This is a genomic window from Variovorax sp. Soil_C_26 (genome assembly GCF_057657075.1).
Window position 1 is genome coordinate 305,183 of sequence record NZ_JBDGJC010000007.1, and the last position, 11,892, is coordinate 317,074.

10 protein-coding genes are annotated in these 11,892 nt (G+C 70.4%); 1 reads left to right on the plus strand and 9 read right to left on the minus strand.

Annotated features, from left to right (window positions below; translation table 11 throughout):
- Window positions 1-9: 9 nt before the first annotated feature.
- From glcE to AC3A6G_RS21105, 7 genes are all read right to left on the minus strand, one after another.
- Entirely contained in the window at window positions 10-1,137 is a 1,128-nt protein-coding gene (gene glcE, locus AC3A6G_RS21075; protein ID WP_487874477.1) for a glycolate oxidase subunit GlcE, read from the minus strand.
- An 11-nt stretch (window positions 1,138-1,148) separates the two neighbouring features.
- On the minus strand, window positions 1,149-2,615 hold the full coding sequence (locus AC3A6G_RS21080; RefSeq protein ID WP_487874478.1) for an FAD-linked oxidase C-terminal domain-containing protein: 1,467 nt from the start codon (window positions 2,613-2,615) through the stop codon (window positions 1,149-1,151).
- Window positions 2,616-2,725: 110 nt separating this feature from the next.
- Window positions 2,726-3,616: a LysR substrate-binding domain-containing protein gene (locus AC3A6G_RS21085; RefSeq protein ID WP_487865214.1), complete on the minus strand. Its 891-nt coding sequence runs from the start codon at window positions 3,614-3,616 to the stop codon at window positions 2,726-2,728.
- A gap of 19 nt (window positions 3,617-3,635) precedes the next feature.
- Window positions 3,636-4,571 carry an SMP-30/gluconolactonase/LRE family protein gene (locus tag AC3A6G_RS21090; RefSeq protein ID WP_487874479.1) on the minus strand — a complete coding sequence of 312 codons (936 nt, stop codon included), beginning with the start codon at window positions 4,569-4,571 and terminating at the stop codon, window positions 3,636-3,638.
- Window positions 4,572-4,710: 139 nt separating this feature from the next.
- Complete coding sequence (amt, locus tag AC3A6G_RS21095) at window positions 4,711-6,111, minus strand: ammonium transporter (protein WP_487874480.1); 1,401 nt, start codon at window positions 6,109-6,111, stop codon at window positions 4,711-4,713.
- Window positions 6,112-6,131: 20 nt separating this feature from the next.
- Window positions 6,132-6,470: a P-II family nitrogen regulator gene (gene glnK, locus AC3A6G_RS21100; RefSeq protein WP_487861115.1), complete on the minus strand. Its 339-nt coding sequence runs from the start codon at window positions 6,468-6,470 to the stop codon at window positions 6,132-6,134.
- Window positions 6,471-6,539: 69 nt separating this feature from the next.
- Entirely contained in the window at window positions 6,540-7,364 is an 825-nt protein-coding gene (locus AC3A6G_RS21105; protein ID WP_487861114.1) for a TorF family putative porin, read from the minus strand.
- 223 nt (window positions 7,365-7,587) lie between these two features.
- Between AC3A6G_RS21105 and AC3A6G_RS21110 the strand changes: the two genes are divergently transcribed.
- Window positions 7,588-9,135 (plus strand): YifB family Mg chelatase-like AAA ATPase, encoded by a 1,548-nt coding sequence (locus AC3A6G_RS21110; protein WP_487874481.1) that lies wholly within the window; start codon window positions 7,588-7,590, stop codon window positions 9,133-9,135.
- A 20-nt stretch (window positions 9,136-9,155) separates the two neighbouring features.
- Here AC3A6G_RS21110 and AC3A6G_RS21115 read toward each other — a convergent pair whose 3' ends face one another.
- Together AC3A6G_RS21115 and tagF are read right to left on the minus strand one after the other, a co-directional pair.
- A complete protein-coding gene (locus tag AC3A6G_RS21115; protein WP_487874482.1) occupies window positions 9,156-11,144 on the minus strand; it encodes a serine/threonine-protein kinase in 1,989 nt (662 codons plus the stop codon).
- 34 nt (window positions 11,145-11,178) lie between these two features.
- Window positions 11,179-11,892 (minus strand): type VI secretion system-associated protein TagF, encoded by a 714-nt coding sequence (gene tagF, locus AC3A6G_RS21120; RefSeq protein WP_487861111.1) that lies wholly within the window; start codon window positions 11,890-11,892, stop codon window positions 11,179-11,181.

Consider the following 11,892-nt stretch of genomic DNA (forward strand, 5'->3'; position numbering starts at 1 on the left):
GATCGTTGTTCAGGCGAAGGCGTACAGGCGGCTGCGGTCGAAGAGGCCGTGCGGATCGAACTCGCGCGCCAATGCCTGGTGGATGCGCGCGACGGGCGGGCTCAAGGCGTCGAACCGCGCGGCGGCGCCGGCGTCCTGTCCTGACGGCAGCCTGAACAGCGTGGCGTGGCCGCCCGCTGCATGCACCGCCGCGCGAATCGCGGTGGCCTGTTCGGCCGGCGCGCGGTACCAGCGCTGCGCGCCGTGCCATTCGACCAGCGGCGTGCCGGCACCGGGCCAGGCCAGCACCGGCGCGGTCTGCGGCACCGACACGCGCCAGAGCGCGTAGGGCGCTTGCGCCGTCGTGTCGAACCATGCGGCCTGCTGGTCGCGCAGCGACCGCCACCAGCGTGCGGCCGCCGCATCGTCCTGGCGCTCGCCGCCGAGATGCGCGCAGGCTGCTTCCACCGCCGCGGCCGCGCCGCGCAGGCGCAGGCTCAGCACGCCGGCGCCGTCGCGCTCGCCCCAGCAGCTCGCATTGAGCGGCAGCGGCCGGCCGCCCCATTCGTTGAGCAGCCGCAGCGCATCGGCCTGGCTGCACTCGAACGCCAGCGTGGCCTCGGCGGGCGCGACGGGCAGTACCTTGAGGCTCACTTCGGCGATCAGGCCCAGCGTGCCGAGCGAGCCGGCCAGCACGCGCGAGACGTCGTAGCCCGCCACGTTCTTCATCACCTGGCCGCCGAAGGTGAGCAAGTCGCCGCGGCCGTTGACGAGCGTGGCGCCGAGCACGTAGTCGCGCACCGCACCGACGCTGGCGCGCGCGGGCCCGCTGAGCCCCGCGGCCACCATGCCTCCGACGGTAGCGGCGCCAGGCGCACCGAAGTGCGGCGGCTCGAACGGCAGGCACTGCCCCTTGTCGGCCAGCACGGCCTCGAGCTCGGCGAGCGGCGTGCCGGCACGCACGGTGACGACCAGTTCGCTCGGCTCGTAGCTCGCGATGCCGCGCAGGCCGGCGGTGTCGAGCACCTCGCCGCGCGGCGCCTCGCCGTAGAAATCCTTCGTGCCGCCGCCGCGGATGCGCAGCGGCGCGGCATGGCCGGCGGCGGCGGCGGCGGCGGCGCGAATGCGCTCGACCACTTCGCGCAGGGTGTTGTCCATGGCATCCATCGTCAGAACCTCGGCAATTCGGGATGCGGCAGACGCCCGCCGCGCACCACCTGCTTGCCGTATTCGGCGCAGCGCTGCAGCGTCGGGATCACCTTGCCGGGGTTCAAGAGGCCCGCCGGATCGAAGGCGCGCTTGACGCCGAACATCTGCTCGTTCTCGGCCGCGGTGAACTGCACGCACATGCTGTTGAGCTTCTCGATGCCCACGCCGTGCTCGCCCGACACGGTGCCGCCCATCGCGACGCTGGTCTCGAGGATGTCGGCGCCGAACAGCTCGCAGCGGTGCAGCTCATCGGGGTCGTTGGCATCGAACAGCACCAGCGGATGCAGGTTGCCGTCGCCCGCGTGGAACACGTTGCAGCAGCGCAGGTTGTACTTCTTCTCCATCGCCTGGATCGCCAGCAGGATGTCGGCCAGGCGCTTGCGCGGGATGGTGGAGTCGAGGCACATGTAGTCGGGGCTGATGCGACCCGAGGCGGGGAACGCGTTCTTGCGGCCGCTCCAGAAGCGCATGCGCTCTTCCTCGCTGGTGCTCACCGCGATGGCGGTGGCGCCCGAGGCACGCAGCACGGCGGTCATGCGGCCGATCTCCTCCTCGACCTCTTCCGGCGTGCCGTCGGATTCGCACAGCAGGATGGCAGCGGCGTCGAGGTCGTAGCCCGCGTGCACGAAGTCCTCGACCGCGGCCGTCATCGGCTTGTCCATCATCTCGAGCCCCGCGGGGATGATGCCGGCCGCGATCACCGCGGCCACCGCATCGCCGGCCTTTCGCACGTCGTCGAAGCTCGCCATGATGCAACGCGCGAGCTGCGGCTTGGGCACCAGCTTGACCGTGACCTCGGTGGTGACCGCGAGCATGCCCTCGCTGCCGATCACGAGCGCCAGCAGGTCGAGCCCCGGCGCGTCGAGCGCCTCGCCGCCGAACTCGATCGGCTCGCCCTCGGCCGTGAAGCCGCGCACGCGCAGCACGTTGTGCAGCGTGAGGCCGTACTTGAGGCAGTGCACCCCGCCCGAGTTCTCGGCCACGTTGCCGCCGATGGAGCACGCGATCTGGCTCGACGGATCGGGCGCGTAGTAGAGATTGAAGGGCGCGGCGGCCTCGCTGATCGCGAGGTTGCGCACGCCGCACTGCACCACGGCCGTGCGGCTCACCGGATCGACCTTCAGGATGCGGTTGAACTTGGCGAGCGACAGCGTCACGCCCATTTCGTGCGGCATGGCACCGCCCGACAGCCCGGTGCCCGCGCCGCGCGCCACCACGGGCACGCCCAGGCCGTGGCAGGTCTTCAGCACCGCGGCCACATGCGCCTCGGTCTCGGGCAGCGCCACCACGAGCGGGCGCTGGCGGTAGGCTGTGAGGCCGTCGCATTCGTAGGGCGTGGTGTCCTCGGCATGCCAGATCAGCGCATGCGCCGGCAGGTTCGCCTGCAGCGCGCGCACGACCTGTGCCTGGCGTTCGGTCTTGTCCATCGTGTTGTCTGTCGTTCGTGTTGTCGTCTCGTGGAGAGACGCACTCTACGCAAATTGAGGCCGCGCCGGGTTGAAGCTTTTTCGCGCCGGGCTTGAGAGAACTTCGCCGCTCAGCGCAGGCTCTGCGCCAGCCAGTCGACGAAGGCGGCGCATTCCCAGCGCTCGAGCGTGCCGGGCTGCCAGCAGATGGTGTGCCTGTGCGGCGAGCGCACGGGCCGGTCGGACAGCGCCACGAGGCGCCCCGACTCGAACCAGGCAGCCCCCATCTTCAGGCGCACCAGCGCCACGCCGAAGCCGCTCGCGGCCGCGTCGTAGACCAGGCCCAGGTCGTTGAACTGCGAGCCCACGTGCGGCTCCGGCTGGTCGATGCCGCAGGCCGCGAACCAGGTGCCCCAGGGCTCGAGCGGGCTGCGGATGAGCCGCGAGTTCGCGATCTCCGCCGCGGTGCGGAAGCCGTCGAAGGGGCCGAACTCGTTGAGGTAGCTCGGGCTGCAGGCGGGCACCGCGTCTTCCTCGAGCAGCAGGCGGTGCTCGCAATCGGCGTAGTTGCCGCTGCCGTAGCGCACCTCGAGGTCGGCCTGCTCGGCCGTCACATCGAGCAGCGGGATCGACACCTGCAGCACCAGCTCGATGTCGGGATAGATGTTGCGGAACAGCTCGAGCCGCGGCATCAGGAACTGCCGGCTGAAGGTCGGCGTGACCGCGAGGCGCAGGCGCGTCGCGCGCTGCTGCTTCTGCGCGGCCGGGCCGCCCGGCGTGGCCTGCAGCGCCGCCAGGCCGGTGCGCACATTGGCCAGGTAGGCGGCGCCGTCGGCCGTGAGGCTGAAGTCGGCGCGGCCGAACAGCTTGAAGCCGATGTGCGATTCGAGCTGCCGGATGCGGTGGCTCACGGCGCTCGGCGTCACGCAGAGCTCGTCGGCCGCGCGCCCCGCATGGCGCAGCCGCGCCAGGGCCTCGAAGGTCACGAGGCACTGGATCGGCGGGATGTGCTGGAGCGCCATGGCGTCTTGGCCTTGCGAATCAGTCTTCGAAGAAGGCGACTGGCAGGCCGGGTGCATCGACGCGCGTAGACAGCACCATGCCCGAGGCCGGGCAGCGCTCGATCTCGTCGGCCGGCCGTCCCTTGCGCGCGCTCGTGACGAACAGCGTCTTCAGGTCGTCGCCGCCGAAGCAGGGCATGGTCGGGCATTGCACCGGCACCGGCACCGCGGCCACGCAGTCGCCCGACGGCGCGAAGCGCAGCAGCTGCGCGCCTTCGAACATCGCGACCCAGTAGTGGCCCTCGGCATCGACCGTGGCGCCGTCGGGCCGGCCGTCGTAGCGCGGCATCGCCGCACCCGGCGTCCAGCCCTCGGGCTTGGCGTCGAACTGGCGGAACACGCGCGGCTGCGACAGCAGGTTGGCCTCGGCGTTCCAGTCCCATGCGCGCACGCGGTGCGCGGCCGTGTCGGCCCAGTACAGGGTGCGCGCATCGGGCGAGAAAGCCAGGCCATTGGCCGTGGTCACCTCGTTCGCCATGCGCGACAGCAGCGGCACCGCCTGCACGCCGGGCCGCGCATCGAGGCAGTGGAGCGCCGCGTTGGGCCGGTCCTTGGTTTCGTTGAGCGAGCCGGCCCAGAAGCGGCCGAAGGCGTCGCACTTGCCGTCGTTGAAGCGCATGGTGCGCGCGTCGTGGTCGACCCGCGCGAGCGGCACGAGCGCGCCGCCCCATTCGCGCGCGCGGTAGATGCCGTCGCGCAGCGCGATCACGAGCCCGCCGCGGCGCGCCGGGGCCATGCATCCGGGCTCGGTCGGCAAGGCCCAGCGCTCCACGCGCGCGGACGGCGTGCCGATCTCGCCGCGCGTGCGCAGCACGGCGCGGCCGGGGATGTCGAGCCAGTAGAGCGCGCGCTCATCGGGATGCCAGAACGGCGATTCGCCGAGCTCGCAAAGGCTGTATTCGAGGGATGTCCACATGGTTCGAGGGATTGTGCACCGCCCCTCGCGCAGGCCAAAAAAAGCCCGCTCACGCCGAAGCGCTCGCGGGCTGAACATCCAAAGGAGACCTTGCTGAAACTGATCGTTTGCGTTGTTCTTGTTGTCGTACCGGCCGGGCTTACCTGTTGTAAGCCGTCTCGCCGTGCGAGGAGATATCCAAGCCTTCGCGCTCTTCCTCTTCGGACACGCGCAGACCGATGGTGAGGTCGGCGATCTTGAAGGCGATGAAGGCCACCACGCCCGACCAGACGATGGTGAACAGCACGCTCTTCACCTGGATCCAGACCTGCGCGCCCATCGAGAAGGTGTCGGGCGTGAGGCCGCCGGTGCCGCCAAGGCCCTGGGCCGCGAACACGCCGGTCAGGATGGCGCCCAGGATGCCGCACACGCCGTGCACGCCGAACACGTCGAACGCATCGTCGGCGCCGAGCATGCGCTTGAGTCCGCCCACGCCCCAGAGGCCGATGAGGCCGGCCAGCAGGCCCATCACGATCGAACCCATCGGGCCGACGAAGCCGGCGGCCGGCGTCACGGCCACCAGGCCGGCGACGGCACCCGAGGCGGCGCCCAGCATCGAGGCCTTGCCCTTGTGCAGGCTCTCACCCAGGATCCACGACAGCGCCGCGGCGGCGGTTGCAAGCACGGTGTTGACGAAGGCCAGACCGGCGACCGCATTGGCCGCACCTGCCGAGCCCGCGTTGAAGCCGAACCAGCCGACCCACAGCAGCGAGGCGCCGACCATGGTGAGCGTGAGCGAGTGCGGCGTGAAGGCTTCCTTGCCGTAGCCCACGCGCTTGCCGACCAGGTAGGCACCCACGAGGCCGGCGACACCGGCGTTGATGTGCACCACGGTGCCGCCTGCGAAGTCGAGCGCGCCGTCCTTGGCGAGCAGGCCGCCGCCCCAGACGATGTGGGCCATCGGCACGTAGGCGAAGGTGAACCACAGCACCGAGAACAGCAGCACGGCCGAGAACCGGGCGCGCTCCGCGAAGGCGCCGACGATCAGCGCCACGGTGATGGCCGCGAAGGTGCCCTGGAACGCGACGAACACGTATTCGGGAATCGTGGTGAGCGCGCCGAAGGTTTCCTGCGTGATGCCCTTCATGAAGATCTTGTCGAAGGTTCCGACAAAGCTTCCTTCACCCGTGAAGGCCAGGCTGTAGCCGTAGATGGCCCACAGGATGCTGATCAGCGAGAAGATCACGAAGACCTGCATCAGCACCGACAGCATGTTCTTCGAGCGCCCGAGGCCGCCGTAGAAGAGCGCGAGGCCGGGAATGGTCATGAGGATCACGAGCAGCGTGGAGGTGAGCATCCACGCGGTGTCGCCCGAATCGATCTTGGGCGCCGCTGCCGCAGCAGGCGCGGCGTCCGCAACGGGTGCTGCAGCCGGAGCAGCCGCGGCCGGTGCCGCAGCGGCGGGCGCCTCGGCCGGTGCCGCGGGCGCCTGGGCGAAGCTCGCGGTGCCTGCAGCGAGCAGGCTCAGGCCGAGCGCGAGGGAAACAAGCAGTTTTTTCATTTGTTTTGTTCCGGGCTGGATCAGAGGGCTTCGCGGCCGGTTTCACCGGTGCGGATGCGAACGACCTGCTCGAGGTTGTAGACGAAGATCTTTCCGTCGCCGATCTTGCCGGTGCGCGCCGCGCCTTCGACGGCCTCGATCACGCGGTCGACGAGGTCGTCGGAAACCGCCGCCTCGATCTTCACCTTGGGCAGGAAGTCGACCACGTACTCGGCGCCGCGGTAGAGCTCGGTGTGCCCCTTCTGGCGCCCGAAGCCCTTGACCTCGGTGACCGTGATCCCCTGCACGCCGATGGCCGACAGTGCTTCGCGCACTTCGTCGAGCTTGAACGGTTTGATGATGGCTGCGATCAGCTTCATGGTGTGTTTCTCCTTCTGGATGGAATGAATGGCGCGGCAGCGTGGGCCGCACCTCGTTTTTGTTTTCTCTTACAGCGTCTTGCTGAGCGTAACGATGAAGCGCGCCTTGTTGGGCGAGTAGTACTGCTCGCCGAAGGTGCCGAAGCCGAAGTCGTAGCCCGGGTTGCTCAGTGCGAGGTACGAGCTCTTCTTGTTGGCGCCCTGCACCGAGCCCGCCAGCGCCAGGCCGTTGCCGAAGTCGTACGACACGCCGACGTTGTAGTCGACGTAGCTCTTGTAGCCCAGGCTGCGGATGTCGCTGGCCATGTGGGTGTAGCCCACGGCGGCCTTGAGCGTGAGCTTGGGCGCGACTTCCTTGGCGTAGGCGAGGTTCACGTAGCCGGTGTTGCGGCCCTTCAGGCCCGAGCCCGACTTGTAGCCCGCGTAGCCGAAGTAGTCCTTCGACACCGTGTGCGAGTACTTGAGCGTGAACGCGCCGATGGCTTCGTCGGCAAAGGTGGCGCCGGCGTAGAGCTCGGTGGTGTTGCCGACCGAGTTGCCGGGGTAGATGTAGGTCAGCGCGCCCACGTCGAGGTCGAAGGGGCCGGCCTTGAACTTGTAGCCACCGTAGAGGTCGCTCTCGATGCTGTTGCCCTGCAGCCAATTGACGCTGGAGTTCCAGTTGCCGACGTAGAAGCCGCTCTCGCCGAACGCATAGTCGAAGCCGCCCTGGATCGCAGGCTTGAAGCTCTTGGTCTTCGCGTAGTCGTTGTTCCCGATCATGTCCTGGTCCTGGCCGCGGAACTTGTAGTTGCTCGTCAACGCCACGTTCCCCGAGAGCTGCGCGCTCGCCAGCATCGGCAGGACGGCAACAGCGGCGACGGCCGCTGCCTGAACGAATTTACGGTGCATCATCGAGACTCCTCGGGTTTGTGGTGGGTGGCGTTGAATGGGGGGGACAACCTCACTTAGCAGGGAGCGTGCCAAAGTGCTCGTTTCGCCTTCGGTGCAGCCGCCCGCCCTTGGCCACCGGACCGAGCGAAGTAACAGCCTGTTCAACAACGGGGTGTCCCACGAGGCACCCTGGTGCAAGAGCCCGGCCCAGACCGGGTGCACCATATTGGGGAGAGGGGGAGGAATGAGCCTGTCTTTGGTGCAAAGCCGCGCTTTGCTTGGGCTGGAAGCGGCCAGTGTCACGGTCGAGGTGCATCTGGCGAACGGCCTGCCGAGCTTCACGCTCGTGGGACTGGCCGACACCGAGGTCAAGGAGGCACGCGAGCGCGTGCGCTCGGCGATCCAGAACGCCGGGCTGGAATTTCCCAACAACAAGCGCATCACCGTGAACCTGGCGCCGGCCGACCTGCCCAAGGACTCGGGCCGCTTCGACCTGCCGATCGCGCTCGGCATCCTCGCGGCCAGCGGACAGATCCAGTCGGCGCGGCTGGCGGGGCACGAATTCGCGGGCGAGCTGTCGCTCTCGGGCGAACTGCGGCCCGTGCGCGGCGCGCTGGCCATGGCGCTGGCGCTGCACACGCGCGGCATCGCGACCCGCCTGGTGCTGCCCACCGACAGTGCGCAGGAGGCGGCGCTGGTGCCGGGCGGCGAGGTCTACGGTGCGCGGCACCTGCTCGACGTGGTACAGCGCTTCGTGGCCGAGGATGCGGCAGGCCACAGCGAGGAGGACAGCGGCAACGGCAACGACGGCTGGGCCCGCGTGCAGGCCGCCGATGCGGCGCCGGCGCTGCGCTATGCCGATCTCTCCGACGTGAAGGGGCACGCAGGCGCCCGGCGTGCGCTCGAGATCGCCGCCGCGGGCGGGCACAGCCTGCTGATGGTCGGCGAGCCGGGTTCGGGCAAGTCGATGCTGGCGCAGCGCTTTGCCGGCCTGCTGCCGCCGATGAGCATCGAGGAAGCGCTCGAAAGCGCGGCCATCGCGAGCCTGGGCGGCAGCTTCTCGCCCGCCCGGTGGATGAACCGGCCCACCGCCGCGCCCCACCACACCTCGAGCGCCGTCGCCCTCGTTGGCGGCGGCTCGCCGCCGCGCCCCGGCGAAATCTCTCAGGCACACCACGGCGTGCTCTTTCTCGACGAATTCCCCGAGTTCGCGCGCGCGGCGCTCGAGGCGCTGCGCGAGCCGCTCGAGACCGGCACCATCACCATCGTGCGCGCCGCGCGGCGCGCCGAGTTTCCGGCGCGCTTCCAGCTCGTGGCGGCGATGAACCCCTGCCCCTGCGGCTACCTGGGCTCGATGCGCAAGGCCTGCCGCTGCACGCCCGACCAGGTCGCGCGCTACCAGTCGAAGCTCAGCGGCCCGCTGCTCGACCGCATCGACCTGCACATCGAAGTGCCGGCGATCCCGGCCGACCAGCTGCTGGGCTCACCCGCGGGCGAATCGACCGCCGCCATCCGCGAGCGCGTGGTCGCCGCGCGCGATCGGGCGCTGAAGCGCCAGGGCGTGGCGAACCATGCGCTCGCGGCCGGCGAGATCGACCGGCACGCCGCGCTCGACGAAACGGCGCGCCGCTTCATGGTCAACGCCGCCGCCAAGCTCGGCTGGTCGGCCCGCAGCACGCACCGCGCGCTCAAGGTGGCGCGCACCGTGGCCGACCTGGCCGGCGCCGATGCGGTGCAGGCGACGCACGTGGCGGAGGCGGTGCAGTACCGGCGGGCGCTCAGCGGGCGCTGAGGCGCCGGGCATCTGCGGCGCTACTTGAACTCATGGCTCACCACCGGCGCCGACTTGCTGTCCTGCACCGTCACGCGCTGCCGGAACACCTCGAGGTCGCCGTTGCGCACCTCGACGTTGTAGATGCCCGGTCGCAGCGACAGCGACTTGAGCGGCGGGCTCACGCCGCGGTCGACGCCGTCGACGAAGATATGGCCCCAGGGCCGGATGTTGAACTGCACGCGGCCGCTGCCCGGCGCTGCGGCAGGCGACGCCGGGGTGGGGGGCAGCGGAGCGCCGCCGGCGATCACGGTCGGCACAGGATTGGTCGAGGGCACCGGTGCGGGCGGCTGCGCCTGCGCCTGGCGATTCAGCTCGGCGATCGCATTGCGCGCATCGCGCGCGTGCGCACCACGGCGGTAGCGGCGCAGGTAGGCTTCGTAGCCTTCGCGCGTGTTCTCGGCCTGCGCGAGGTTCCAGTCCTCGGCCTCGGTGATGGCGAGCGCGGCCTCCGGTGATGGCGTGGTGGGCGCCTCCGCCGGCTCGGTCGGTGCCACGGGCGGGGCGGGAACGGGGGCGGCGACCGGCACGTTGTCGAGCGGCGTGAGCGGGCCGGCCGGCGCACTGGCCGGCGCATTGACAGCGGGCGCGGCGGCTGCGGGATCGGTCGCGCCCGGTGGCATGGCGGCGGGCGGCGGCGCGGTCGCCGACATCGGCTCGGAAGGCGGCGGCACGGGGACCATGGCGGTCCGGGTGTCCTGCCGGCCCCCGCTCAGGTGCAGGCCGATCCAGCTGCCGACGGCAATGAGCGCGATCACGAGCACGCCGACCAGCCCCCAGGGCGGGCGCGACGACTTCTTGGCCGGCTGGCGTGCCGCGGGTGCAATAACCGCCGCCGCACGTGGCGCAGCGGCCTTCGGCGGGAGCGCAGGCGCAGGCGCAGGCGCAGGCGCAGGCGCCGGCGCCGGCGCCGCTTCGGACGCGGCCCGCGGCGGCACCGCTTCTTCGCGCGACCCAGCAGCAGGGGCGAGCGGCGCCGCCACCGGCGGCTCGGCCTGAGCGGGCGATGGCGGCACGATCACAGTCGGCGCCGCGAGCCCGCCCACGTAGGTCTCGCCGAGCTTCACGAGCCCGAGCTCCGCCGCAAAGGCGGCCACGGTCTGCGTGCGGTCCTTGCTGTGCACCGCGAGCGTGTGGTCGATGGCCGCGCAGAAGGCCGGGCTCAGGTCGCTGCGCCCCATGGAGGACAGCGGCACGTAGGCGTCCTGCACGCTGCGCACCACGGCCGAGGGCGGCGGAGCGCCGGTGACCGCGCGGTACAGCACGGCGCCGAGCGCGTACAGGTCGGTCCACGCGCCCTGCAGCAGCGTGTTGTCGTCGGCGTACTGCTCGATCGGCGAATAGCCCGACTTCACCATCACCGCCACTTCGTCGACGAGGTCGGCGATCGATTTGCGCGCGGCACCGAAGTCGAGCAGCACCGGCAGGTCGTCTTGCTGGATGAAGATGTTGTCGGGCGCGATGTCGCGGTGGAAGCACTGGCTGCGGTGCAGCGTCTCGAGCGCGCCGAGCAGCGGGCCCAGCATGCCGAGCAGCCAGGCTTCGGAGATCTTCGCGGGCTCTTCCTCCGCCACGCGCCGCAGCGTGCGGCCGCGGTAGAGCTGGATCGCCATGTAGGCGGTGGAGTTGGCCTCCCAGAAGCGGTGCACCCGCACCAGCGCCGGATGGCTGAACTGCGCGAGCGTGCGGGCTTCGTTGATGAAGCTGCGAAGGCCGGCCTGGAAAGTGGCGGTGAGGCGGTCGGAGCGCACGTGCACGCTGTCGTCGCCCACGCGGCGCGCGAGCATCGAGGGCATGTATTCCTTGATGGCGACCTCGCGCTGCAGCGAGTGGTCGTAGGCGCGGTAGACGATGCCGAAGCCACCTTCGCCGATCACCTCGCGCAGCTCGAACTCGTCCAGCCGATGGCCCACGGCGAGCGGATGGGGCCGCTCCTGCGGCTCGCCCGCGCTGCTGGCAGTCGTCGTCATGCATCCCCTCCCGCGCTTTGGATCTTGTGTGCGTTCATGCCCATGGCACATGCCCCTGGGAAAAGAGTTTAGAGAACAACGGCGTGTTGAGCCCGCCGCCGTGCGCCGCGGTGCGCAGCGGCGAGCCGTCGGCCTGGTTGGTCCACCAGTAGCTGGTGCTGCCGAAGGCATCGAAGCACAGTGGCAGCTCGGGCCAGCCGAGGCGCTGCTGCGGGCTGGCGCCGCCGGCCGCGGGCCCGAGGATCGAAAGGATGTCGTCGGAGCCGCCGCTCGCGGTTTGGAAGCCGCCGTGCGCGGCGGCCAGCACCTGGTGGTCGAACTGGTCGGGCGCCACGCTGTGGCGGATCGCCTGCAGCAAGGCACTGCCGCATTGCCAGTACCAGGCGGCCGAGCCTTCGAGCATGGCGGGGCGGTAGCCCGAGGCCGCCACCTGCACCGTCACGCAGACCGGGTAGTAGCGGCCCACGCGGTCGCAGCTCGGCGCGATGCAGCCGAACTGCACCGCGTCCACGCCCTGCGTGGCCGGAATGACGAAGTTCCAGACCGGCGCGACCACGAAGTGCCGCGTCATCGCGTCGGGCCAGCGCTTGAAGCTGCCCAGGCCGTTCTGCATCCAGCGGTCCCACCAGGCCTGCAGTTCGCGCGGCATGCGGCGGTAGAGGAAGTCGCCCGCGGCCGGCAGCTTGCCGTACCAGCCGATCTGCTCATCGGGCGGGACCCAGGCGTGCGGGGCGATGCTGCTGTTCAT